The sequence below is a fragment of the Microvirga sp. VF16 genome, assembly GCF_016864375.1.
Lineage (GTDB): Bacteria > Pseudomonadota > Alphaproteobacteria > Rhizobiales > Beijerinckiaceae > Microvirga.
In genome coordinates, this window is record NZ_CP069354.1 from 4660229 (window position 1) to 4685182 (window position 24954).

The window sequence follows — 24954 nt, forward strand, 5'->3', positions numbered from 1 at the left end:
GAGGACGACGGAGTTCGATGTCTAGGTGTCTGGATGCGAGACCTCCTTGGCGTGAGCGACGACCTGGAGGGCTTGAGGCAAAGCGTGTGGATCGGGTGGCTTCGCGCGCCGATTGGCCAGCTTCGGCTCAGCGACCAAGCGGCTTCGCACGACCTCGTCCGGTGATCGCCCCTTGAGCACGCGCTGGCGTCTTCTGTTGTAGGCTTGGTTGAAGCCCTTGAGCAGCGTCTCCAGATCCCCATGGCTGTAGATCGTGATGCCGAGCACTTCACGCTGCACCCGTCCATTGAAGCGCTCGGCGAGACCGTTGGTTTGCGGCGTATACGGCTTGGTCCTGCGATGCTCCACCTTCAACTGGTGGCAGGCGTCCTCGAAGCCATCAGCGGTAAAGCACGAGCCACGGTCGGTGAGCACGTGGGTGACCTTGAAGGGAAACGCGCGGATCGCTTCTTTGAGGAAGGCAATCGCGCTTATGGCCAGCTCGTCGTCTTTGACGGCCAGGTGCACCCAGCGCGAGCAGCGGTCGATGGCGACATAGAGGAAGCGTTTGCGGCTCTCGCCATTGGCGGTTCTCAGCTTGGGCAGGTGTTTGATGTCCATGTGCACGAAGCCGAGATCGTAGTCCTTGAAGGTGCCGCTCCGGCGCTGGCGCTGCTGCGCCGGTGGCAGGCGGCCTAAGCCTTCAGCCTTGAGGATGCGGTAGACCGCATCACGGTTGAGATGCGGCAGGAAATGCGTGACCACGAAGGTCAGATCGTCGAGCGGAAAGCCGGTGGCCTGCCTCAGGGCGCAGACGATGGCGCGTTCCTCCTCGGTGGCCCTCCAGGGCAGCTTGTGCGGCCGGCTGCTGTGGTCCTGACAGTCTTTGGGGCCGCGCTTGCGCCATTTGCGGACCGTCTCGGTGCTCACACTGAAGCGCTGGGCCAGCACGCCCGTCGGCTCGGATGAGCGGGCAATCTCCTGGCGGACGGCTGGAGTGGTGCGGGCTTGCGGATGAAGGGAGTGCATCATGTCCTCCTGCGATGAGGAGCTCGGCGCCGCAGGCCGTCAAAGCGCCAAGCATACTCCTCAATCGCGCAACGCACTTGGTCCCAACAACGTTCCGCCACCAGACATCTAGGACGCACCTACCGAGTACGATCGGATTGCGGGTTGTGGCGGCGCTGGCGCAGCACGGCACGGTGTCCTCCGCGGCGGACGCGCTCCATCTCACCCAGAGCGCCGTGAGCAAGCAGCTCAAGAACATCGAGACGCTTGTAGGAGTGGCGCTCTTCGACCGCACGAGTCAGGGGCTGTCTCCCACGGAAGCCGGGATGGTCTATATCGAGCAGGCCCGCATCGCGCTCGGTGCGATGGAAACCGCTGCGGTCCGCGTGGCAACCTTGCGTCGCTCCGAACCGGCAATCCGCCTTCACGTCCTTCCCATTCTCGGCGATCGATGGTTCATGCCCCGCTTCTCGCGGTTTGCGGAGCTTCATCCACAGATCGAGGTCGAGTTCACGACCTTCGCATCGAGCGATATCGTGGAAGAAGCGGATGCGGTCTTTCGCTTTGGTGACGGACAATGGCCAGGCTGGAAGGCGGACTACGTCCTGGGACGCGACGTGATCCTGGTCGGCGCCCCTCAGCTCATTACCCGAGGCGGTGGTATCAGTTCGCTGGAGGATCTTTGTCGTTATCCGGTGCTCGAGCACCGTCAGACTCCGTTGCGCTGGAGCGATTTTGCCCAGGCATTACACATCGACGAGTTTGTGCCGGCGCGGATCACCCGCTTCGGCTATTATTCTCTCGTCATTCGTGCCGCCATCGGTGGCCAGGGCCTCGCCCTTGTGCCGCGCAGCCTCATCTCCGACGAGCTTGCAGGCGGCCAGCTGATCAATCCGCTTGGCCTCGGATATGCGAGCCGGAATTGTTATTGGCTGACGACGCCTGCGAACAAACCGCTCAGCGCAGGTCTTGTCATTTTGCGTGATTGGCTTCTCAAGGAGGCACGGCAATCGGAGCCTCCGGAGGAGACGACACTCCTCCAAAATATCGCCTCCTGAAGGCTTATTACGCCGCGCGTTCGCACGCCTCGAAATGTTCCGTGATCTCGCGCCCCGTCGTCCACCATACGTCGTCGTAACGCCGGACATATTGCAGGAACTCTTCGAGAATACGGTAGCGCATCGGGCGTCGGGAGACCTGTGGATGCATGATCATCGTTGCGACGCCGCCCCACTCCCGCGTCTGGTCGAACTCGTCGCGCCAGATGGACAGCACTTCCTCGCGACCGAACAGAGCGCGAGAGCTCATGCGGTGCGTGATGCCGAAATTCCAATCGTCGAAGCTGTAATTGACCGGGATTTCCAAGGGCCCCGGTCCATCCGGCAGGACATGCCGATACGGCCGGATATCGTCGCGCCATGAGCTGGAGTAGCGGATGCCGCGGTCTCGCAGCAGAGCGAGGAGCTCGGTGAAACTTTCACCCGATGGGGCACGATAGCCGATCGGCATCACCCCGAGAACGCGCTTGATGGCGTCAAAGCCGCGATCCACCTCCTCTACCATGGTGGCGAGATCACCGGGTTCCGGCCGCAGATGCCAGTAGCCGTGATGACCGATCTCGTGGCCTGCTTTGAGGATGGACTCGCAGGCGGCCGGATGCGCCTCTACGGTCCATCCTGTGATGAAGAAAGTCGCCTTGACCTCGTAACGGGCTAGCAGCTCGAGGAGTTTCGGAATACCAACTCGGGCCTCGTACCCCCCATAGGACATGGTGACGAGGCGGTCGACGTTGCGGCGATCCATGCCGAGCCAGACGGATTCGGCATCGACGTCGAAGCCCGGGAACAAGGCGCATTTCTTGCCATCCGGCCATGGGAAGTCAGGGGCAGGAGGAGCCAAATTCGCGGGACGTGGAGTGTGGTCGGTCGCCATGGCATTCTCTTTTCAAGGACCTTGATGCTGACAACCTGAGGACATTTGGCAATTGAATAGTTTTCCGCTCTGCCAGTCGCGAACGGAATAGGCCGCTTTCAGGTCTCCGACCATCCGGCCGCGAGAGCGCCCAGCACCTCCGTCGGAAGTGTGTAGTACACCTTCTCCTTCACGACACCGCCCAATGCGCCATAGAGCCTCTGCGCCGAAGCATTGTCGCGATCCGTCGTAAAATCTATCCGCCCGATCCCGTTCTCGATCGCAAAGGCGGCAAGAAATTGGATGATGCGGGTGCCGATGCCCAGTCCCCGGGCGGCCTCGACCACATAGAGGTCCTTCAGATACAACAACCCCCGTAAGTCTCGACCAGGCCGCATGATTGCCACACAGGCAAGACCAACATCCCACCCCCCTGCATCCCGCGCGAGCACAAATCGAGTGCCTTCATCATTGGCGATCGTTTCTTCCATGATCCGGCGATAATCAGCCTCAGGCCGGAGATCCTCGCCCGGACGATAATGACGATCCATTGCCCGCACCAACTGCGCCACAGCAGCGGCGTCTTCAAGGTTCGCAATCCGGATATCGTCAGCCATGGCTCAGCCTCCATTGAGGAATCGAAGCCATGCTTAGTCAGTCACCTGAAGGACTGCAAAGGATCAAAGGCGTTCCTTAAGCGCAACGCAGTGAACGTCCGCCCGTCTACCCATCTCAGACAGTGACTGGAGGTAACTCGATCCACGAAGCTGGGACGCAAAGACAAAAGCAGAGATTTCTGCCGTTGCATGCCGCCTTGGTACTAATCCGCGGCCTGTGTATCCACCGCGCTTGCAGGAGAGGGGTGCTGTTGGGAGATCGCGGAAGGCAGCCGAGCATCGAATCGGGCTCCGCAACGCGAAGAACGGAGCCTGAACGGCCCTTGAGGGGCCTGATGGGGAACGCAAGATCAGCGGCAGAGCGTCGAAAAGTCTTATCTGCCAAAGGATTGGATGGAGCGGGCGATGGGAATCGAACCCACGACATTCAGCTTGGGAAGCTGACGTTCTACCTCTGAACTACACCCGCGTTCCTTTATTCATATCCGGCCTTGCCGCGATCCGGCAAGGGGGCAGCGGAATTGCCAAGAGAGTTACCGGAAGTGTTTCGAGAGCTTCAGGCCTTGCGCCTGATAATTCGACCCTGCGCCTGAGCCATAAAGCACCTTGGGCCGCTCGGCCATGCGCTCGTAGACGAGTCGTCCCACGATCTGCCCGTCCTCCAGGATGAAGGGGACGTCGCGGGAGCGGACCTCGAGCACTGCGCGGGCCCCCTCCCCTCCTGCCTCCGCGTGGCCGAAGCCCGGATCGAAGAAGCCGGCATAGTGGACCCGGAACTCGCCCACGAGGGGGTCGAAGGGCACCATCTCGGCGGCGTAATCCGGCGGCACATGCACTGCCTCCTTGGAGGCGAGGATGTAGAACTGGCCGGGATCCAGGATCAGGGTCCGGCTCGCATCGGCATAGAGCGGCTCCCAGAAATCCGCGACGCGGCAGGAGCCGGGCTTGTCCACGTCGACGAGGCCCGTATGGCGCTTGGCGCGATAACCGATGAGGTTATCGGAGCCGAACCCTGAGAGATCCACGCTGACAGCGACACCGTCCTGAATGGATGGCTCGGCCGAGGTCACGACCCGCTCCTTCTCATGAACGGCCTGGAGCTCGGCATCGCTCAGGCGCACATCGCCCTTGCGCAGGCGCAGCTGCGACAGGCGCGTTCCGGTCCTGACCAGCACCGGGAAAGTGCGCGGGGAGATCTCGGCATAGAGGCGGCCGCGATAGCCGGCGCCGATGGTGTCGAATTCCTGGCTGCGATCGGTGATGACCCGGGTGAACACGTCGATGCGGCCGGTGGAGCTTTTGGGATTGGCGGCCGCGGACAGATCCTCCGGCAGGGCCAGCTCTTCCTGCAGTTCGGCGATATAGACGCTGCCCGTTTCCAGGATGGCGCCTTTGCTCAGGTCGATTTCGTGGAAGCTCAACTGGTCGAGGCGATCCCGAACCGTGTGATTGCGGCCCGGCAGGAAGCTCGCGCGAACCCGGTAGGCGCGGCGGCCCAGCCTCAGATCGAGGCTTGCCGGCTGGACCTGGTCGGACGCGAAGGGCGTCTCCGGTTTGATGACGCCTGTTTCCGCAAGGCGCATGATGGCATCAGCCGATTGGATTCCATCCTTCAACGCAACCATGTCTGTCTTCCGAGGGACCTGCCCTCATTGATTTGTTGAGCCCGGCAGTATCTGTAAGGGTTGTTACGGAATTCTCAATCGCTTTCCTTAAGCCTTGGGGGATGTTCTGACGCACCGGTCTAAACCCCTCCCCTTCGATTGACGAGGCTCGAAGGTCGCCGTACCACGGTCCATAAACTCTTCGACCGGCGTGAGACAGGCTCATGTATCAAGCTGTGACCCGCGGCATCAGCGTGACAGTGACACCCCGTTACATGCCGGAAGAATCCTCTCCCGAGCAAGGGCGCTATTTCTTTGCCTATACGGTCGAGATCATCAACACGAGCCTGGAACGGGTTCAGCTCCGCGCGCGTCACTGGCAGATCACCGACGAGCATGGCCATGTGCAGGAGGTGCGCGGCGCCGGCGTGGTCGGAGAGGAGCCGGTGCTGGGCCCTGGCGAGAGCTTCAGCTATACGAGCGGCTGTCCTCTGCCGACGCCGAGCGGCACCATGCAGGGCACCTATCTGATGGAGACCGCCAGCGGCGAAACTTTCGACGCCGAAATTCCCGCCTTCTCTCTCGACATTCCCCGCACCAAGCGCGTGCTGCACTGAGGTTTTTGATGTCCCCTAACGGTCAGCGGCTGACGCCGCTCGAAATGCTGGCGAAGCTTGTGTCCTTCGACACCGTGAGTTCGAAGTCCAACCTGCCCTTGATCGAGTTCGTCGAAAACTATCTGCAGAGCTGGAACGTGCCTTATGTGCGCGTGCCGAACGAGACGGGCGACAAGGCGGCAATCTATGCCACGATCGGTCCGCAGGACCAGGGCGGGATCGTGCTCTCCGGCCATACGGATGTGGTGCCGGTGACGGGGCAGGCCTGGACGTCCGATCCCTTCACCCTTCGCGTGGAGAATGGACGAGCCTATGGGCGCGGCGCGGTGGACATGAAGGCCTTCGATGCGCTGGCGCTCGCCATGGTGCCCGAATTCCAGGCAGCCAACCTCACGACGCCGATCCACATCATGCTCTCCTACGACGAGGAGACGACATGCTTCGGCGTCGTCGACACCATCCGTCGCCTCGGACATGACCTGCCCTTGCCGAAAGCCGTCATCGTTGGCGAGCCGACGATGCTGGAGGTGGTGGATGCGCACAAAAGTGTCGTGACCTTCTCTACCACGGTGCATGGTTTCGAGGCGCATTCGTCGAAGCCCTATCTCGGCGCCAGCGCCGTGATGACAGCGGCCGAACTGATTGCGGAACTGAACCGCATCGCCGACGAGATGATGGAGCGCGGCGACACCAGCGGGCGCTTCGATCCCCCCTACACGACGGTGCATGTGGGCACGATCTCGGGCGGCACGGCGCGCAATATCCTCTCGAAGAGCTGCACCTTCCATTGGGAATTCCGCGGCCTGCCGAGCCTCGATCCGCAGGAAATTCCCAACCGGTTCAACAAGTTTGTCGAGGAGGTTGCCCTGAAGCGCCTCAACCGCTTCGGCGAGTTCGGGCGGATCGAAACCGCTCTTCACGCAGACGTGCCAGGCCTTGCGCCGGATCCCGGTTCGGAGGCGGAAGTCCTGGCTCTGCGCTTGGCGGGCAAGAACCACACGCAGACGGTGCCCTATGGCACGGAGGCGGGCCATTATCAGGCCGCTGGCATTCCCACAATCGTCTGTGGCCCCGGCTCGATCAATCAGGCACATCAGCCTGATGAATACATTACGCTGGAGCAGTTCGAGGCAGGTCTGGCGTTCATGCGCAGGCTCGCAGCGACCTGCGCGAATTCGTGACAATCAGCACACCGTCATGCCCGCACTTGTTGCGGGTATCCAGGTCTTGTCAGCACTGTGCCTCGAAGACGCGGATGGCCGGGACAAGCCCGGCCATGACGAAGGTGAGATGAGACAGTTGCGGCAGATTGCGGACTAAGCTTCCGACTTCGCGATCTCGGCCTCGACTTCCGCCGGATCGAGATCGTAGAAGCGCGAGCAGAACTCGCAGGTGATGCCGATGCGTCCGTTGTCGCCGACCATGTCGCGGCGATCCTCGACTGAGAAGCGGCGCATCATGCCCATGATGCGCTCATGCGAGCATGTGCATTCCTCATGCACGTGCTGGCCTTCGAAGACGCGCACGCCGCGCTCGTGGAACAGGCGATAAAGAAGCGTCTCGCTGGAGACGGTCGGATCGACCAGTTCATGATCCTCGACCGTGCCGACCAGGGATTTGGCCTCGAGCCAGGCATCGTCCTCCGACGGCGATGACAGATCGTTCGAGGGATGCCCCTCCGGGATGTCGCCCGGATGCAGATCGGCCTGCCGCAGCCGCTCCGACGAGGAAGGCAGGAACTGGATCATCAGGCCGCCGGCGCGATAGGTGTGGCGGCCGTCCTCGAACTGCTCGGCCACGGCCAGGCGCACCTGCGTCGGGATCTGCTCGGACTGGCGGAAATACTGATGAGCGGCCTCTTCGAAGCCCTGGCCATCGAGCGCGACGACGCCCTGATAGCGGCTGCGCTCGGAACCCTGATCGATGGTCATGGCGAGGTAGCCGGACCCTAAGAGTTCGCCTGTTCCCGGCGAATTCTGCCCGAGCGCCTCGAGCCTGTCCTTGTCGAAGCGGGCAGTCGCGCGCAGGCGGTCCGGTGCATTGAAGTCGACCACCACCATGTCGATGATGCCGTCGGTCTTGGTTTGTAGCTGGAAGCGTCCCTCGAGCTTGAGGGACGCGCCGAGCATGGCCGTCAAGGCTGCCGCCTCGCCGATGACGCGCGCAACGATGTCTGGATAGCCGTGACGGGAGATAATGGTGTCGATGGAGGCTCCGAGGCGCACCACACGCCCGCGCACGTCGAGAGGCTCGACCGCGAAAGGCAGAACGACGTCATCGATTCCTTCAAGCGAAGCTGAACTCATGCGTTTGCTGCTCCGAGGCACCACGCCAAGATGCCCTTTTGTGCGTGAAGCCGGTTCTCGGCCTCGTCGAAGACCACCGATTGCGATCCGTCCATGACCTCATCCGTTACCTCCTCGCCGCGATGAGCGGGAAGGCAATGCATGAAGATCGCATCCTTGTCGGCCACGCCCATGAGCCTGCCATTGACCTGATAGGGCTTCAGCAGGTTCTGGCGGCGGAACTCGTCGTCGTCGCCCATGGATACCCAGCAATCGGTGACGATCGCATGGGCTCCCTCGGCGGCCTCGAAGGCATCGGTGGTCACGCTGATCCGAGCCCCTTCCTTTTTCGCCCAGGACAAAAGCTCCGGGCGCGGGGCAAGTTCCGGCGGAGACGCGATGTTCAGCGTGAAATTGAGACGCGCGGCCGCATGGATCCACGAGGCGAGCACGTTGTTGGCATCGCCCGTCCAGGCAATCGTCCGGCCTTCGATGGAGCCGCGATGCTCCTCGAAGGTCATGATATCAGCCATGATCTGGCACGGATGCGTCACCTTGGTCAGGCCGTTGATCACGGGGATCGAGGCGTACTGGGCCAATTCCGTCACCATGGCATGATCGAGGGTGCGGATCATGATGGCATCAACGTAGCGCGAGAGGACGCGCGCCGTATCGGCGATGCTCTCGCCGCGGCCGAGCTGCATCTCCTTGCCCGTGAGCATCAGCGTCTCGCCGCCAAGCTCGCGCATGCCGACATCGAAGGAGACGCGGGTGCGGGTGGAGGGCTTGTCGAACACCATTGCCAGGACCTTGCTCTCAAGCGGGCGGTCCTTGGCCTTCTCACCGCGACGGCGCTTGGACTTGATCTCCAGGCCGACATTCAGGAGGTGCCGGATCTCCGCACCGGAAAAATCGCTGAGATCGAGGAAATGGCGGGTCTTCATTGAACTGCTCCCGGCTGAGCGGCGGTTTTCTGCTCAGCTTCGATAGCCGCGCAGGCGGCATCCAGACGATCGATGGCTTCTGCGAGATCGGCCTCCGTGATGATCAGCGGCGGCAGAAGTCGAACGACATTGTCGCCAGCCCCGATCACGATGAGCTTCTGATCGCGGGCGGCTTTGACGAAATCCGTGTTGGGCACGACCGTGCGCAGGCCCACGATGAGCCCCTGCCCTCTCACCTCGGCGATGACGCTGGGATGACGGTCCTTCAGCTCGGCGAGGCGCTGCTTGAGCAGCAGGCCCTTACGCTCAACGCTCTCTAGGAAGCCCGGCTCCAGGATCACGTCGAGCACGGCATTGCCGACCGCCATGGCGAGCGGGTTGCCGCCGAAGGTCGTGCCGTGAGTGCCGAGCGTCAAGCCCTTGCCGGCCTCTGCCGTGGCAAGGCACGCCCCCAGTGGGAAGCCGCCGCCGATGCCCTTGGCGACCGTCATGATGTCAGGCGTCACGCCACTCCATTCATAGGCGAAGAGCTTGCCGGTGCGGCCGACCCCGGTCTGGATCTCGTCGAAGATCAGAAGCAGGCCTTGGCTGTCGCACAGGGCACGCAGTTCGCGCAGGAAGGCGTTCGACACGTTCCTGACACCGCCTTCACCCTGGATCGGCTCGATCATCAGGGCCGCGGTGTGCGGGCCGATGACGGCCTTCAAGGCCTCCAGATCCTCGGCGGGAACCTGATCGAAGCCCTGCACCTTGGGGCCGAAGCCTTCCAGATACTTGGCCTGACCGCCGGCCGCGATGGTGCCAAGCGTGCGACCATGGAAGGCGCCCTCGAAGGTAACAATGTGGAAGCGCTCAGGGTTGCCGTTCACATAATGATAGCGGCGCGTCATCTTGATCGCGGCCTCGTTCGCCTCTGCGCCGGAATTGGCGAAGAACACGTAATCCGCGAAGGTGTTGTCGACGAGCCGCTGGGCAAGGCGCTCACCTTCCGGGATCTGGAACAGATTGGAACTATGCCAGATCTTGGCGGCCTGCTCGGTCAGAGCCTTCACCAGATGAGGATGCGCATGACCCAAGGCATTCACGGCGATGCCGGCGCCGAAATCCAGATATCGCTCGCCATCTCGGCCGTAGAGCCAGGGGCCCTCTCCCTTTTCGAAGGAAAGCTCGGCGCGGGCAAAAGTCGGCAGCAATGGCGATGTCACAGGTTGTCTCCGCCTAGAGAGGCCCAAGGTCGCACCCGGGCCCGAAAAAGAAAGCGCCGCCCCAGCGGGGGCGGCACGGCTGGGGATTCTAACGAGGTGCGAGACCCTGTCAATTCAAGAGAAATGAAGTCACTCATCACAAGGAATTTTTGCTCGGGTGAGTTCCTTGGGGAAAACGACAGGGCCTGTCCGGGGACTCTTGCGCCGGAGTCCACCCATCCTGTAACGTTCAAGGATAGTCGAGTACGGCATTCGTGCCACGGCATTCACCCTCAGGAGCGACCCAAGCAACGCGGTCGGACATCAAAACCCTGTCCGCGAGGCATACGGGATTCTGAGCTTGAAGCCGGTCACGATGGAGGCAAGTTTAAAAATGATGGATGCGGGCGGAACTTGGACGGACGAGCGGGTCGAGCTTCTCAAGAAGCTCTGGACCGATGGTTTGAGCGCGAGCCAGATCGCCGCCGAGCTTGGCAACGTCACCCGCAACGCGGTGATCGGCAAGGTTCACCGCCTCGGCCTGTCCGGCCGCGCCAAGGATGCGAAGCCTGCCGCTTCGGCCGCTGCCCGCCCGCGCAAGGCGACCCGCGCTCCCAGCGCGCCAGCTCCGATTGCGCCCCAGCCGCACAACAACAACGTGGTGATGGCCCCGATCCCGCTGCAGGCCGTGGCCGACGAGCCTGCGGTCTTCGCCGAGGACGACATCACCGTTCCCATGTCCGAGCGCGTGACCATTATGGATCTGCGCGAGTCCATGTGCCGCTGGCCCATGGGCGACCCGACGAAGCCGGAGTTCCGCTTCTGCGGCGCCCGCTCGATCACGGGCCTGCCCTATTGCACCCATCACGCCCGCATCGCCTACCAGCCTGTGGCCGACCGCAAGCGTGAGCGCAAGCTCGCCCGCGCTTAAAGCAAAGCTTTCCAATAAAAAGGCCGCTCTGATCGTCTTCAGAGCGGCCTTTTTGTTTGTATGTCTTCTAGAGTTTCAGGCGCTCACAGCCTGCTCTTCGCGAGCGAAGGTCTCGTCGAAGGAGTAGCCGGCGCCGCGCACGGTGCGGATGGGATCGGGCCGGCGCGGCAGGCCAATCGCCTTGCGCAGGCGGCCTACATGCACGTCCACGGTGCGCTCGTCGATATAGACGTCATGACCCCAGACGGCATTGAGCAGGTGCTCGCGGGAAAAGACGCGGCCAGGGCTCTGCATCAGGAACTCCAGCAGGCGGAACTCGGTCGGACCCAGATGCAGCTCCTGACCGGCGCGACGCACCCGGTGCGTCTCGCGATCGAGTTCAATATCGCCGGCCCTGAGAAGCGTCGCGATATGCGTCGGCTTCGCCCGGCGCAGGAGCGCACGCACGCGGGCGAGCAGTTCCGGCACCGAGAACGGCTTGACGATATAATCGTCCGCGCCGGTGGAGAGGCCGCGGATACGGTCGCCCTCCTCCCCGCGCGCCGTGAGCATGATGATCGGCAGACGCTCGGTTTCCGTCCGCGCGCGGATGCGCCGGCACAGCTCGATCCCGGAGAGGCCCGGCAGCATCCAGTCGAGCAGCACGATGTCGGGCACCTGCTCGCGCAACCGGATTTCCGCCTCGTCACCGCGCGATACGCTGTCCACCTCGTAGCCTTCGGCCTCGAGGTTGTAGCGCAGGAGCAGCATCAGGGGCTCTTCGTCCTCGACGATCAGAACGCGAGGTCCCATGGTCAGGCTCCGGTTCCAACCGTGGCATCGATGGAGCGGTCATTCTTGGGCCGGTCGATAGCCAGCGTCTCAGCCGTGACAAGGTAATGGACCGTCTCGGCAATGTTGGTGGTGTGATCGCCGATGCGCTCGATGTTCTTGGCGCAGAACAGAAGATGCGTGCAGAACGAGATGTTGCGCGGATCTTCCATCATGTAGGTGAGAAGTTCCCGGAACAGGGAGGTGTAGAGCGCATCAATGGCGCCGTCCCGCTTCCAGACATCGAGAGCCTTCGCCGTGTCCTTCTGCGCATAGGCATCGAGCACGTCCTTGAGCTGTCCGAGCACCAGATCGTTCATATGCCGGAGCCCAACGACGATCTTGTGCGGCTGGAAATCGTCCCCAATGGCAACCGCGCGCTTGGCGATGTTCTTGGCCAGATCGCCGATCCGCTCCACGTCGCCCGCGATGCGGATGGCGGAGATGGTCTCGCGCAGATCGACCGCGAGGGGCTGACGCCGGGCGATGGTGAGAATGGCGCTTTCCTCGACCTCGCGATGAAGAACATCGAGGCGAGGGTCCGATGCGATCACCGTTTGGGCCAGGGGCTTGTCGTGGCGAGCCAGTGCGTCAACGGAATCCACCAGCATCTTTTCGGCAATGCCGCCCATCTCGGCGATACGCTGCCTGAGCCCCTGGAGGTCGGTGTCGTAGGAGCTGACGATATGCTCTGACATGAAGGTCCTCCGTGAACCGCTTCGATCAGCCGAAGCGGCCCGTGATATAATCCTGGGTTTGTTTCTTGGTCGGGTTCATGAACATCTTGGTCGTGGGCCCGAACTCCACGAGCTCGCCGAGATACATGAAGGCCGTGAATTGCGAGATGCGCGCCGCCTGCTGCATGTTGTGCGTGACGATCACGATGGTGAACTCGGAGCGGAGCTGCTCGATCAGCTCCTCGATCTTGCCGGTGGAGATCGGATCGAGCGCCGAGGTTGGCTCGTCGAGCAGGATTACCTCCGGACGCTGCGCGATGGTGCGTGCGATGCACAGGCGCTGCTGCTGACCGCCCGACAGGCCCATACCGGACTGGCGCAGCTTGTCCTTCACCTCGTCCCACAGGGCTGCCTTGCGCAGAGCCTCCTCGACGCGCCCGTCGAGCTCGGATTTCGGCAGCTTTTCGTAAAGGCGGATGCCAAACGCGATGTTGTCGTAGATCGACATGGGGAACGGCGTCGGCTTCTGGAACACCATGCCGACACGGGCGCGAAGCTCGTTCACGTCGATCGAAGGCGAAAGCACATTCTGGCCGTCGAGCAGGATCTGACCGTCGGCGCGCTGTTCCGGATACAGGCTGTAGATGCGGTTGAAGGTGCGCAGCAGCGTCGACTTCCCGCAGCCGGAGGGACCGATGAGAGCCGTGACCTGCCGGTCGTAGAAATCGAGCGAGATATCTTTCAGACTGCGGAAGTCGCCGTAATAGAAATTGAGGTCTTTGACGGCGATGCGTACCGGCGCGCCGGTATCCGCAGCGGCCGCGTTTCCGATGGCGCTGCTCGTGTTGAGGGCAATCGTGCTCATCGGGCTTTATCCTTCCTCAGGAGCAGGCGCGCGACGACCGACAGCGCCAGGATCGACATGGTGATGATGAGGGCACCGGCCCAGGCAAGCTCGCGCCAGTTCTCATAAGGCGACAGGGCGAACTGGAAGATCATGACCGGCAGGTTCGACACACCGCCCATCAGAGTCGGGTTGAACCAGAAATTGTTGTTGAGGGCTGTGAAGAGCAGCGGCGCCGTCTCGCCGGCGATGCGGGCGGTGGCGAGCAGCACGCCGGTGACCATGCCGGCACGGGCCGCCTTCCAGCTGATCTTGATGATCACCGTCGACATGGGCGCGCCGAGCGCGGCTCCAGCCTCGCGCAGCGAGCCCGGCACGAGCCGCAACATGTCCTCGGTGGTGCGCACGATGACGGGCACGGCGATGATCGCCAGCGCTACGCCGCCTGCCCAGCCGGAATAACCGCCCATGGGCTGCACCATCAGCATGTAGACGAAGAGGCCAATGAGAATGCTGGGCGCCGCGAGCAGAATGTCGTTCACGAAGCGAATGATCTCGGCGAGCTTGGAGCCCTTGCCGTATTCCGCGAGATAGGTACCGGCCAGAACGCCGATGGGCGTCGCAGCGACGATGCCGAGGAAAGTGAGAATGAGACTGCCGACTAGAGCATTGGCAATGCCGCCACCCTGGCTTCCGGGTCCTGGCGTCGTCTCGGTGAAGACCGCCGGCGAGAGACCGCCGATGCCCTCGTAGAGCAGCATGAGCAGGATCCAGCCGAGCACTGTGGCGCCGAGGATCGTGAACAGGGTGCAGACGATCTTGAGAGCCTGATTGGCCACATGGCGGCTGCGGCGCACTCGCCCCCAGGGAGCGGGAGCCGTGGTTGCCGGCGCAACGCGCGTTTGCAGTGCGGTATCCATGGTCACCTCCCTAACCCACCTTCACGCGCGACACGAGGAACCGGGCGAGCACGAGCACGGCGAACGTGACCAGGAACAGGATACAGCCGAGAGCCATCAGCGCATTGAGCTGCAGGCCGATCGCCTCGTTGAATTCATTGGCGATGCGCGAGGCGATGGTGGAGCCCGGATCGAAGATCGAGCCGGACAGGCGGTTCGCGTTGCCGACCACGAAGGTGACCGCCATCGTTTCGCCCAGGGCACGGCCGAGGCCGAGCATGATGGCGCCGATGATGCTGACGCCGGCCTGCGGCAGGAGCACGTTGCGCACCACTTCCCAGGTGGTGCAGCCGATGCCGTAGGCGCTCTCGCGCAGCACCGATGGGATCTGGTCGAGAATATCGCGCGCGATCGACGCGATGAAGGGAATGATCATGATCGCGAGGATGATGCCGGCCGTCAGGATGCCGACGCCGGAGGGCGTGCGGGCATAAAGAATGGTGCCGACGATGGGCATGCCCTCGACGATGTTCGAGACCGGGATCTGCACGTAATTCGCGAAGAGCGGCGCGAAGACGAAGAGGCCCCACATGCCGTAGATGATGCTGGGCACGGCAGCGAGCAGCTCGATGGTGGTCGCCACGGGGCGCTTGAGCCAGGGTGGGCAGAGCTGCGTGAGGAAGATCGCGATCCCGAGGGAGAGAGGCACGCCGATCACGAGGGCGATCAAGGCCGTCGACAGGGTGCCGACGATGGCGACCCAGGCGCCGTACTGATCCTCGTTGACGTTCCACACGCTCGAGGTGATGAAGCCGAAGCCGAACTCGCGGAAGGCGGGCAGGCCGCCGTAAATCATCGAACCGAGAATGCCCGCGAGCACGATCAGCACCAAGAGGGCCGATCCAAGGCTCGCCAGACGAAAGAGCCGGTCGAAGCTCGGTTGGGAGGATCGGCGAGCGGAAGCATCCGCGCTCGTCACGAGACGTTCTTGCGAGAGAGCTACCATTCGCCGATCCGCTTTGTTGTTCAATCGAGATCAGATTACTGCGTGAAGACCGGCTGGCCCGAAGCGTTCTTAATCTCGCTCGCCCAGGTAGCGCGAACCTGGTCCTTCAACTGGCCCGGGAGCGGCACGTAGTCGAGTTCGACAGCCATCTTGTCGCCGTTCTTGAATGACCAGTCGAAGAACTTCAAGGCCTCGGCCACCTGCTCGGGCTTCTCGGGGTTCTTGGGAACCAGGATGAAGGTCGGCGCGGTAATCGGCCAGGCCTCGTCGCCGGGCTGGTTGGTCAGCGAGATGCCGTAGCCGGGCGCCGACTTCCAGTCGGCATTGGCGGCAGCGGCCTGGAAAGTCTTCGCTTCCGGCGACACGAACTTGCCGCTCTTATTCTGGAGCTGGGCGAAGGGGATGCTGTTCTGCTTGGCGTAGGCATATTCGACATAGCCGATGGAGTTCGGCACCTGCTTCACGAGAGCGGCGACACCCTCGTTGCCCTTGCCGCCCTGGCCGACGGGCCACTGGACGGAGGCGCCTGCACCGGGGCCGCTCTTCCAGCCTTCGGAAACCTGCGACAGGTAGGTGGTGAACACGCTGGTCGTGCCCGATCCGTCGGAGCGGTAGACCGGAGTGATCGCGGAACTGGGAAGCGTCACACCCTGGTTGATCTGAGCGATCTTGGCATCGTTCCACTTGGAGATCTTGCCGTTGAAGATGTCGGCGAGAACCTCGCCCGTCAGCTTGAGCTGGCCGGCGGGAACGCCCTGAACGTTGTAGACGGCCACCACGCCGCCCATAACGGCGGGGAACTGGACGAAGCCGTCCTTCTGCAATTCCTCTCCCTTGAGAGGAGCATCGGTCGCGCCGAAATCGACGGTCTTGGCCCGGATCTGGCGGATGCCGCCGCTGGAGCCGATGGACTGATAGTTCATGCGGTTCCCGGTTTCCTTGTTATAGGCCTCGGCCCACTTGGCATAGATCGGGAACGGGAACGTCGCGCCTGCGCCGGTGATGTCAGCAGCAGATGCCGTGGTCGTAAGGCTCGCGACGGCAAGGCCAGCCGCAATGGCGTAGGACAAAATCTTCACGGTAAGTCTCCTGTTCATAAGCGCGACAGGCCGCTTTGAAGCCTGGGCCGCGTCACGCGATGGGACAGCTAGGCCCGACGGATGTCTCCTCTACGACAGTTGGATGACAATTACATGACACCCCCAAAGGATCCTTGGGAGGCCTGGATTTGTGCCAGTGGATGACAGTTGGCGTGACAGGATCGGCCGCTAAGGACGAGGCGCTGCTTCCGGGAGCCGCACGGTAAAACGGGCGCCCTGCCCCGGTTCGCTGGCAATATCGAAATGGCCTCGGTGGCGGTTGACGATATGCTTGACGATGGCAAGGCCGAGGCCCGTTCCTCCCTTGTCCCTGCTCTGGACGACATCGACCCGGTAGAACCGCTCGGTCAGGCGCGGCAGGTGCTCGGGCGCGATGCCAGGGCCGTAATCCTGCACGGAGAAGGCAACCTGCGGAGCCGGCCCCTCGGTACGGGCGACCTCGACATCCACCCTCCCGCCGCTCTCGCCGTATTTCACAGCGTTCTCTATCAGGTTCTCGGCGACGCGCAGAAGTTCGTCCCGGTCACCGAACACGAAGACGGGCCGGTCCGGTAGCGTGACTTTGATGACCACCCCCCGCTCCTTCGCCAAAGGCGAGAGGGTTTCCACCATCTGGGCAGCGATGGAGGCAAAGTCGAGGGTCTGCGTCGGCGAGAGGTGGGCGCGCATCTCGATGCGCGACAGGGACAAAAGGTCGTCGATCAGGCGCTTCATGCGCTGCGCTTGCCCCTTCATGATGTCGAGGAAGCGTTCTCTCGCCTTGACGTCGTCGCGAGCTGGGCCCTGCAGGGTTTCGATGAAGCCGAGGACCGAGGCCAGCGGAGTGCGCAGTTCATGGCTCGCATTGGCAACGAAATCGGCCCGCATGGCCTCGAGCCGCCGGGCGGAGGTGAGATCGCGGAAGAACAGGACGACGCCGGCCTTGACCTCGGGATCGGCCACATCGGCCTGGAGGGGGCCGATATGCACCTCGAAGGTCCGTTCGGTTGGAATTCTCTCGGAATACTCGACCTTCAGGGGGGCGCCGATTTCCAAGACCTCCTGGATACCGTCGAGCACGTCCGGGGTGCGCAGGGCAAAGGACAAGGGATGGCCGGTCTTCAGCCCGGCCAGGAGGTCGTAGGCGGCTCTGTTGGCCTCGATCACCACTGATCGCTGGTCCACCAGGATGACCGGATCGGGGATCTGGGCCAGAACTGCCTCGGCGACGCTGGAGCGCCGGGCTGCCCTCGGCTGTGATGTGATTCCGGCTCCAAGTCCGAGGCTGCGCTTGGGGCCGGCGACGAGAAAACCGGCGAGAATGGCCACCATGGCCCAGAACAGGAGCCATGCATCCCCATAACCCCGCACCAGCGCGACGACGACCAGCACGAAACAGGTCACGACGGCACCCCGCAAAGCGGCGTCACGGATCGGAGTGGCGCTCTGCCGGCTGGGGTCCGGCGTGAGGTCGTCGGGATTGCTCATCGGGAAAATGTCTTGGAGGCGCTGCCTGCACTGTTTAGGACAGGCTCCGCCAAGTGTCATCTCCCGCCAAGCTCGACCTCGCCAGGGACATCGTTCTCATCCGGCTTGAAAGCCAGCCGGGCCGACCGGATGCGATTGCGGATCTCGTAGGCACCGAGGATCGCAAGGGCGATCACGAAGGGGATGAGGTAATAGCAGAGGCGGTAAAGAAGCAGTGCGCCCAGTACCGGCTCGCGAGGATAGTTCGACAAGGCCAGCAGAATGGTGGCCTCGAAGACTCCGAGCCCTCCCGGAGCATGACTTGCAACACCCAGCATGACGGCGAAGATATAGACCGCCAGGAAGGTCTCGAAGCTGAGATTGTGCCCTCCGGGCAGGAGCACGAAGAGAACGCCGGCGCCAGCACAGACATCGCCCGCGCCGATCAGGATCTGGGCAAGCGACAGGCGAAAGCCCGGCAGCTCCAGCTTCCATCCCTGGATTTTCACGGCGCGGCGCTTGATCGATACCCACACCATATAGGTGAGGACGAAGAGGGCAGCGCCCAGGCCAAGAAGCTGGTTCATCCAGATATGGGTATAGACAAGGCTCGCCAGCTCATCGGCCATCCTGATCAGGCTCCAGGCCAAAACCAGGGCCATGCCAAGCCAGAAGGTCACCCCGGCGATCACCGTGAGGCTCGCCACCCGCCCCGGGCTCACTCCCTTCGGGGAATAGATCCAATAACGGACCGTGCCGGCCGTCAGAAGCGGGAACCCGAGAGTAAAGCTCACCGCATAGCTCGTGAAGGACGCGAGAGCGGTCGTGCGGTAGGGAATCTGCAGCTTGAGCTGCCGCAGGGCGATGGCATCGTAGCAGGTCAGCAGGCTGTAGCTGATGGCGGTGAAGAGGATTGCGAGGCCGATCTGGCGCAGGCTGGCAGCTGTGAAAGCGGCTTTCAGTTCATTGACATCGATTTCTGACACGATGTGCCAGAGAACCACCAGTGACGCACCAAACAGGATGATGCTCGCCGCCATCCCGATCCAGGCGAACCGACGGGAGCGACGCTCCTTCGGATGAAGGGCTTCGGCAGAGGACATCTCCGGTGGCGATACCGGCTGGGGACTCATATCATTCATGAAAGCGGTCAATCAGCCTCAGCGTGGAAAAGATCGCATCGAGGTACGAGGGCTGTCCTGCATCTATGCGCTGGCAGGAGGAACTGCCAGACGCCGCCGGCCTTTTAATGGTTTCGCAAGGCTGGCGCTACTCTTTCGCCGGAGAAATCGCCACTGGAACCCGATGTGGGTTGTCAGCCTCGAAAAAGGCCTACAACAATGATTCCCTTGATCGGAGACTTGGCCACAGGGGCGGCCTCAGGAGCTTTGAGTGGATTTCAAGGAAACAGAAACGCAATTTGCTGTTCTGGCGGAGTCTCTGCCTCAACTCGTCTGGTCGACCCGCCCTGATGGATCTGTTGATTACGTGAATCGCCGATGGCGTGAGTTTACCGGACTTTCAGGCGAGCAATTTTTAGGAAACGGCTGGGAAGTTACCATTCACCCTGACGATCTGCCTCAGGTTCGGGAACAATGGCGTCGTTCCCTTGAAACCGGACAGGCCTATGAATGGGAGTATCGGGTCAGGAACGCCGCCGGAGGCTACGAATGGTTTCTCAGCCGGGCCATTCCGATCCAGGACCTGACCGGAAAGATCACCCGCTGGTTCGGCACGAGCACCAATATCGATGCTCAGAAGACGGCGGAAGAAGCCGTTCGCCTGCTCGAGAGCCAATACCGGCTCGCGCTCGAGGCCGCCGATCTCGGGACCTGGCAGATCGATCTGGAAAAGAGCCTGATCACCTGGGACGAGGGTACTTGCGCCCTCTACCATCTTCCCCATAACGGATTGTATAGCCTCACTCTCGAGGAGGCTTGGCAAATGATCCATCCGGACGACGTGGAGGCAGTCAAGGCGCGAATTGCGGCGGCGGCGGCTCCCGGATCCGATGGTCAATACGACAGCCAGTACCGCGCCATCCTGCCCGACGGAAAGCTCCGCTGGTTCCGCTCGCACGGACAGGTCCTTTATTCCAATGAAGGCGGTACCTATCGCGCTATCAGCCTCTATGGCGTCGTCAGCGACATCACCGAGCGCCATGCCCTGGAAGAGGGCCAGAAGCTTCTGACGCGGGAACTCAATCACCGCGTAAAGAACTTGTTTGCCATCGCAAACGGCATGGTCTCGATGACCGCCCGCACGGCCAAAGATCCCAAGGACATGGCTAATGCCTTGCGTGGGCGCTTGAGCGCTCTCTCACGGGCGCATGAATTGGTTCAGCCTGCCTCAGCAAGCGAGATAGGCGCAGGTGCCGATGTAGAACTTGCCCGGCTGATCGAAGCGGTCCTCGAGCCCTATCGACAGGCCGGCCAGAACAAGATCACGATCGAGGGACCAAGTGTTCTCGTCGGCTCCAATACAACCACCAGCCTTGCTCTCGTGCTGCACGAACTGGCTACGAACGCCGCCAAATATGGCTGCCTGTCCTGCCCAGAGGGCGAGTTGTCCATTCAGTGGACGTTGCAGAATGAGAATGTCGATTTTCTCTGGGCCGAGGCTTGTGGGCCGCGGATTGAGAGCCCTCCCACCTTTGAAGGGTTTGGCACCCAGCTGTCGCAGCGAAGCATCACCGGACAGCTCGGCGGTACGCTCGATCGGGACTGGCGCCCGGAAGGCTTGCGCGTTCATATGATCCTGCCGCTCAATCGCCTGACAGCTTGATCGACCATGACCTTCTATCGTCGCGTCCTTGTGCTGGGCGGAGCACGCTCCGGAAAAAGCCGCACAGCCCTTCAACTGGCCGAGAGCACGTCGCCAGATCGAACCTACATCGCCACGGCCCAGGCCTTCGACGATGAAATGCGTGAGCGCATCGCGCAGCATCGAGCCGAGCGCGATCAGTCCTGGCAAACGGTCGATGCCCCGTTGGATCTTGTGCAAGCCGTTCAGGCGCAGGCCGCACCTCGAAAAGCCGTGCTGGTCGATTGCCTGACGCTCTGGCTCTCGAACATCGTACTGGCCGAGCGCGATCCTACGCATGAGGCGGACCGACTGATTCAGGCGGTACGGGAGGCACAGGGTCCGCTGATCCTGGTCTCGAATGAGGTCGGCCAGGGCATCGTGCCGCCAACGCCGTTGGGACGTACATTCCGCGACGAACAGGGCCGCCTCAATCAGCGGATCGCGGAGGCTTGCGACGCGGTCGTCTTCGTGGCCGCGGGCTGCCCGATCCTGCTCAAGCCGGCCCCTCCCCTGCGGCTGAGGCTGGAGTAAAGCTTCCTCGCTCAGCGTACTTTGGCCCGGACCTCGGCGCCCAACGTATCGATGGCGACGGGCGTCGAGGCCCCGCCGCAGATCGTGAGCTTGCTCGGCAGCGCCAGACGCCGATCCAAAGGCACGGACTCCGCAAGAGCGGGGTGAGCGAAGAGCGCGGTACCGTTGTCGACCGCTTGGCGTGATGCCGCATCGACGAGCATGAAATCCGGCGGCGTCGTGACAATGGCTTCGAGACGCGCGACACCGCCCTGAGCCGGATCCAGGGCCTCGTGCAGCCGAAAACCCATGTGAACCAGAATCTCGCTGAGCGGCGAATGGGGAGCGATGACCCATCCGCCTCGCTCATAAACCAGGATGCTGCGCTTAGGCTTGACGATCTCCTTCGCCCGCTCCAGGGCTGCATCGATCCGGGCGATCAGTGCCTCGCCGCGGTCCGGATGCCCGAGCCTGCGGGCCAGGGTACGGATCTGCCCACGGCCATCCTCCAGGCCCGCCCAGGGCCCGAGAGACAGCACGTCCAATCCTTGCCGTCTCAGCAAAGCAACCTGATCCTGCTGGCCATAGGTGCCCGCCAGCACAAGGTCCGGCCGGCTGAACAGGGTCGCTTCCGCGCTGCTGTCATTCAGGGGAATCCCGGCGGCCTGATCGCTTAGGAAGGCCATTGACGGGTCTCGCGCGAGACGGCTCAAGGAGGCGATCTGACTGCGATCCGCTAGGGCGAGAAGCAGTTGATCCGTGCAGAGATTAAGGGAAGCGACCCGCTCAGGTTTCGATTGAGCCTGTGCCGGGCCGACAATCGCCAGTGTCAGGCCGAGCAGTAGGACATTTCCAAGCAGGCACCTGAAGCCTTGTCGAGACATGAACGATATTCCGGGCCAGGAAGCAGATCTGGTCTTACCTATTGCATCATTAAGATTGCGACATTTCGCCGTCAAAAGATTAAGATTTGTTCAGATTATTTCCTTCCAAATCATAGATTTCCGATGATTACCCTATGTAGATGAGTAGGCACAAAAGGTCGCACGCTGGAACAATTTCAGAAATTTAAGGCCAAGCTGACCTATTCTGGACATAACGACCTACCACATACTTGCCTCAGTTGAACGAAGAACGACCGTGCACCCGCCGTGGCGGAGAAGCGGTGCTTTCCTGGGGGCGTATTCATATGCAAATCGCTCTGACAGCGTCTCAGGACGCGTGCCAGCAGACGGCCATTTGCCTCAAAATTGAGAAGCAGAACGGGTCCAAGTCCCGTGTTGAATCCCGCCAGCGCTCACGCTTGCAGGGGGGAAGAACCCTGCTGGACCTCACCAAGTGCTTCGGTCTCGGCGCCTGCCTGACGATTGCTATCGGCACGGCGGTCCACACGCGCTCCGCCTCGGCAGCGGAACCGTGGACAACGCTGCCGGCTGCCCTCGATGCCAGTCAGAGGGCCATTCAGATGCCATCCGCCCCCGCGGCGACACCATTCACTATGTCCACGGAAGAAGCTGCCCCTGCCGATCCTCTCGAAGCGATCGTTCCGGTTGCAGCTGTCGAGGCGACGCCGGCCGAACTGCAGAAGCAGATCATCCTGTCCATTCCCCTATCCGATGCACCGTCCCCGGAGGCCCGCAAGGACGAGGAACCCGTTTCCCGCGAACTCACCGAATTCATGGAATTCGAGGAGATGCGGGTGCCTGTCTGGATCGTCGACACGATCATGCGCGCCTCCAAGCTGACTGGTGCCGATCCGGTCTATATGATGGCCCTGGCGGACAAGGAATCGAGCTTTCTGCCCGGCAATAAGGCTTCGACATCGTCTGCCGTCGGTCTGTTCCAGTTTATTTCCAGTACATGGCTCGAAGCCGTGCGGTCGTTTGGCCCCTTGCATGGCTTGATCGCCGAAGCAGAAGCGATCGTCGGCGCGGGTGCGAAGATCGATGTCGCGGATGCAAGCATGCGCCAGCACATTCTCGGTCTGCGCCGCAACCCTTACATCTCGGCTCTTATGGCCGCCGAGATGATGAAGCGCGATAAGACGAAGATCGAAGCCAAGCTCGGGCGCAAGCTGAGCCGCTCGGAATTCTATCTATCCCATTTCTTCGGGGTCGACAGCGCGAGCAAGTTCATCGCGCTGGTGGACGACACTCCGAAGAAGAGCGCCCCTGACGCCTTCCCGGCCGCCGCGAAGTCCAACAAGTCGCTGTTCTTCACCAAGGACGGCAAGAAGACCCGCCAGCTCAGCGTGGCCGAGGTCTACGACAAAATCGACGATATGATCGACAAGCGCCTCAACCGTTACGAGGCGGTATCGGCCCGGGCCACTGCAGACGCTTCGGCCTTCTGATCGGGTTCGTCTACCTCGTCCGAATTGCTCGATGTCGGAACCGGATCCTCAACAGCATTGATGTCTGCGCGAGGCGTCAGGCTGGCCGTGGCGGAGCTGGTGGGTGCGATGTCCGCAAAGCCTCCCTTGGCAGGAGAACGCTGAACCTGAAGGATCCGCATCACGATGAAGACGACGAGTCCCAGCGAGGCCAAGGCGGAGTAGATGAACAGCCCCTTCGGCCCTATCATCTCCATTGCCGCAGCACCGAACAGCGGCCCCACGGTGACACCGGCAGCCCAGGAAAACAGCAGAGTACCGACGGTAGAAACGATCTGCCCTGGCTCCACGATATCGCAGGCATGGGCCACGCAGACGGAATAGATGCAGAGGGCCAAACCACCCCAGGCCGCGAAGGACCATAGGATCAGCAGGTTCACGCCCTGCGCGCTCGCCCACAAGATCAGAAGCGAAATGAGACTCGTTCCCGCCGCGAGCCCGGCGATCACATAGCGGCGATCCGCCCGATCGGAGAGCCAACCAAGCGGCCATTGCATCGCGAGGCTGCCGGCCTGCAGCGCAAACAGAAGCGCGGCGGCCTGATCCTGGCTCAATCCGATGCTGACGCCGAAGACGGGCGTGATGGCGATGACGGGGCCGTTGACCAAGCCGACCACGAACGCTCCGACTACCGCTGAGGGAGCCGTCGCGAACAGCTTTCTCACCTCGATCCGCACGCCCTGCGGCGCAGGCGGTTCCTTCGTCATCGTCGCGGCGATGGGCAGGAGCGAGAGCGTGATCAGCGCGCTCACCGTCATGAACAATCCGTCCGTGCGGATATCCCCGAAGCTGATCCCGAGCGGCGACAGCATCAGGGCGACCTTGGTGCAGATCATGTAGATCGACAGGATCCGCCCGCGATGGCTCGATGTGGCGCGGGCGCTGATCCACCCGTCAGTGACGGTGAAGATGCAGGCCAGTGTCACGCCCGTCAGCCCACGCAGGATGATCCACGCCAACGTCGAGTGAGCCTGGGTCATGACGAGGATCAGGACGGACACCATCGCTGCAAGGCTGGCAAAGGCCCTGATGTAGCCCACGTGACGAATGAAACTTGGGGCCAGGAAGCAGCCTGTCGAGAAACCAAGTCCGTAAGCCGCTGCGACGACGCCGATTGAGGCGACGGAGATTCCCTCCGCCTGCATGCGCAAGGGCATCAGGGCCTGCAGCAGACCATTCCCAGCCTGCAGCAAGGTGGTTGCAGCCGTGATAGTCCAGATGAGGGCGAGGGAGGAGTTCACAATCGAATCGGTGATACGAAGCGGCGAAGACGCAAGTCAGTAAGATAGAAAACAGGTGCCGCCCAAGATCAAGAGTCGATCCGAACCGAGTGGATGTTCTTTAGTCGGTTCGGCATGCCCGGCCGAATGCGCCGGACATGCGGC

Annotated in this window: 24 protein-coding genes and 1 tRNA gene; 7 read left to right on the forward strand and 18 right to left on the reverse strand. The window is 62.2% G+C overall.

Annotated features, from left to right (window positions below; translation table 11 throughout):
- Positions 1-21 precede the first annotated feature (21 nt).
- Entirely contained in the window at positions 22-1008 is a 987-nt protein-coding gene (locus JO965_RS21855; RefSeq protein ID WP_203444173.1) for an IS481 family transposase, read from the reverse strand.
- Between the two features lie 146 nt (positions 1009-1154).
- Between JO965_RS21855 and JO965_RS21860 the strand changes: the two genes are divergently transcribed.
- Positions 1155-2045, forward strand: a complete 891-nt coding sequence (locus JO965_RS21860) for a LysR substrate-binding domain-containing protein (protein ID WP_246776648.1) — start codon at positions 1155-1157, stop codon at positions 2043-2045.
- Positions 2046-2052: 7 nt separating this feature from the next.
- On the opposite strand, the gene JO965_RS21865 is transcribed toward JO965_RS21860, so the two are convergent.
- From JO965_RS21865 to JO965_RS21880, 4 genes are all read right to left on the reverse strand, one after another.
- The gene (locus tag JO965_RS21865) at positions 2053-2919 is read right to left on the reverse strand and encodes a polysaccharide deacetylase (RefSeq protein WP_203441080.1); all 867 of its coding nucleotides are present in this window, start codon (positions 2917-2919) and stop codon (positions 2053-2055) included.
- Positions 2920-3017: 98 nt separating this feature from the next.
- A complete protein-coding gene (locus JO965_RS21870; protein ID WP_203441081.1) occupies positions 3018-3515 on the reverse strand; it encodes a GNAT family N-acetyltransferase in 498 nt (165 codons plus the stop codon).
- A gap of 394 nt (positions 3516-3909) precedes the next feature.
- A tRNA-Gly gene (locus JO965_RS21875) sits at positions 3910-3984 on the reverse strand.
- A 64-nt stretch (positions 3985-4048) separates the two neighbouring features.
- Positions 4049-5140 (reverse strand): 2'-deoxycytidine 5'-triphosphate deaminase, encoded by a 1092-nt coding sequence (locus tag JO965_RS21880; protein WP_203441082.1) that lies wholly within the window; start codon positions 5138-5140, stop codon positions 4049-4051.
- Between the two features lie 203 nt (positions 5141-5343).
- Between JO965_RS21880 and apaG the strand changes: the two genes are divergently transcribed.
- Positions 5344-5736 carry a Co2+/Mg2+ efflux protein ApaG gene (apaG, locus tag JO965_RS21885; RefSeq protein WP_203441083.1) on the forward strand — a complete coding sequence of 131 codons (393 nt, stop codon included), beginning with the start codon at positions 5344-5346 and terminating at the stop codon, positions 5734-5736.
- 8 nt (positions 5737-5744) lie between these two features.
- Positions 5745-6917 carry an acetylornithine deacetylase gene (gene argE, locus JO965_RS21890; RefSeq protein ID WP_203441084.1) on the forward strand — a complete coding sequence of 391 codons (1173 nt, stop codon included), beginning with the start codon at positions 5745-5747 and terminating at the stop codon, positions 6915-6917.
- 135 nt (positions 6918-7052) lie between these two features.
- Here argE and JO965_RS21895 read toward each other — a convergent pair whose 3' ends face one another.
- Genes JO965_RS21895 through JO965_RS21905 form a run of 3 tightly spaced genes read right to left on the reverse strand, consistent with a single transcriptional unit; the run spans position 7053 to position 10170 of the window.
- Complete coding sequence (locus tag JO965_RS21895; protein ID WP_203441085.1) at positions 7053-8042, reverse strand: Hsp33 family molecular chaperone; 990 nt, start codon at positions 8040-8042, stop codon at positions 7053-7055.
- Positions 8039-8965: an ornithine carbamoyltransferase gene (argF, locus tag JO965_RS21900; RefSeq protein ID WP_203441086.1), complete on the reverse strand. Its 927-nt coding sequence runs from the start codon at positions 8963-8965 to the stop codon at positions 8039-8041. The genes JO965_RS21895 and argF overlap by 4 nt, the downstream gene beginning before the upstream one ends.
- The gene (locus tag JO965_RS21905; RefSeq protein WP_203441087.1) at positions 8962-10170 is read right to left on the reverse strand and encodes an aspartate aminotransferase family protein; all 1209 of its coding nucleotides are present in this window, start codon (positions 10168-10170) and stop codon (positions 8962-8964) included. The genes argF and JO965_RS21905 overlap by 4 nt, the downstream gene beginning before the upstream one ends.
- A gap of 373 nt (positions 10171-10543) precedes the next feature.
- On the opposite strand from JO965_RS21905, the gene JO965_RS21910 reads away from it, so the two are divergent.
- Entirely contained in the window at positions 10544-11080 is a 537-nt protein-coding gene (locus tag JO965_RS21910; protein WP_203441088.1) for a GcrA family cell cycle regulator, read from the forward strand.
- A gap of 75 nt (positions 11081-11155) precedes the next feature.
- Here the strand turns inward: JO965_RS21910 and phoB are convergent, their stop codons facing one another.
- The 8 genes from phoB to JO965_RS21950 form a co-directional block, all read right to left on the reverse strand.
- Positions 11156-11872: a phosphate regulon transcriptional regulator PhoB gene (phoB, locus tag JO965_RS21915; RefSeq protein ID WP_203441089.1), complete on the reverse strand. Its 717-nt coding sequence runs from the start codon at positions 11870-11872 to the stop codon at positions 11156-11158.
- Between the two features lie 2 nt (positions 11873-11874).
- Positions 11875-12588 carry a phosphate signaling complex protein PhoU gene (gene phoU / locus JO965_RS21920; RefSeq protein WP_203441090.1) on the reverse strand — a complete coding sequence of 238 codons (714 nt, stop codon included), beginning with the start codon at positions 12586-12588 and terminating at the stop codon, positions 11875-11877.
- Between the two features lie 25 nt (positions 12589-12613).
- Positions 12614-13432 carry a phosphate ABC transporter ATP-binding protein PstB gene (gene pstB, locus JO965_RS21925; protein WP_203441091.1) on the reverse strand — a complete coding sequence of 273 codons (819 nt, stop codon included), beginning with the start codon at positions 13430-13432 and terminating at the stop codon, positions 12614-12616.
- Complete coding sequence (gene pstA, locus JO965_RS21930; RefSeq protein WP_203441092.1) at positions 13429-14331, reverse strand: phosphate ABC transporter permease PstA; 903 nt, start codon at positions 14329-14331, stop codon at positions 13429-13431. Before pstA ends, pstB begins: the two co-directional genes overlap by 4 nt.
- Positions 14332-14341: 10 nt before the next feature.
- On the reverse strand, positions 14342-15316 hold the full coding sequence (gene pstC / locus JO965_RS21935; protein WP_203441093.1) for a phosphate ABC transporter permease subunit PstC: 975 nt from the start codon (positions 15314-15316) through the stop codon (positions 14342-14344).
- A 35-nt stretch (positions 15317-15351) separates the two neighbouring features.
- Positions 15352-16395, reverse strand: a complete 1044-nt coding sequence (pstS, locus tag JO965_RS21940; protein WP_203441094.1) for a phosphate ABC transporter substrate-binding protein PstS — start codon at positions 16393-16395, stop codon at positions 15352-15354.
- A 189-nt stretch (positions 16396-16584) separates the two neighbouring features.
- Positions 16585-17883, reverse strand: coding sequence for an ATP-binding protein (locus JO965_RS21945; protein ID WP_203441095.1), 1299 nt, complete (start codon positions 17881-17883; stop codon positions 16585-16587).
- Between the two features lie 56 nt (positions 17884-17939).
- A complete protein-coding gene (locus JO965_RS21950; RefSeq protein ID WP_203441096.1) occupies positions 17940-19004 on the reverse strand; it encodes a lysylphosphatidylglycerol synthase domain-containing protein in 1065 nt (354 codons plus the stop codon).
- 250 nt (positions 19005-19254) lie between these two features.
- Between JO965_RS21950 and JO965_RS21955 the strand changes: the two genes are divergently transcribed.
- The gene (locus JO965_RS21955) at positions 19255-20646 is read left to right on the forward strand and encodes a sensor histidine kinase (RefSeq protein WP_203441097.1); all 1392 of its coding nucleotides are present in this window, start codon (positions 19255-19257) and stop codon (positions 20644-20646) included.
- Positions 20647-20652: 6 nt separating this feature from the next.
- The gene (cobU, locus tag JO965_RS21960) at positions 20653-21198 is read left to right on the forward strand and encodes a bifunctional adenosylcobinamide kinase/adenosylcobinamide-phosphate guanylyltransferase (RefSeq protein WP_203441098.1); all 546 of its coding nucleotides are present in this window, start codon (positions 20653-20655) and stop codon (positions 21196-21198) included.
- 11 nt (positions 21199-21209) lie between these two features.
- On the opposite strand, the gene JO965_RS21965 is transcribed toward cobU, so the two are convergent.
- Positions 21210-22061 (reverse strand): ABC transporter substrate-binding protein, encoded by an 852-nt coding sequence (locus JO965_RS21965; RefSeq protein ID WP_203441099.1) that lies wholly within the window; start codon positions 22059-22061, stop codon positions 21210-21212.
- A 305-nt stretch (positions 22062-22366) separates the two neighbouring features.
- Between JO965_RS21965 and JO965_RS21970 the strand changes: the two genes are divergently transcribed.
- Positions 22367-23530, forward strand: a complete 1164-nt coding sequence (locus JO965_RS21970) for a transglycosylase SLT domain-containing protein (protein ID WP_203441100.1) — start codon at positions 22367-22369, stop codon at positions 23528-23530.
- On the opposite strand, the gene JO965_RS21975 is transcribed toward JO965_RS21970, so the two are convergent.
- A complete protein-coding gene (locus JO965_RS21975; RefSeq protein WP_203441101.1) occupies positions 23482-24810 on the reverse strand; it encodes an MFS transporter in 1329 nt (442 codons plus the stop codon). The genes JO965_RS21970 and JO965_RS21975 overlap by 49 nt on opposite strands.
- Positions 24811-24954 lie beyond the last annotated feature (144 nt).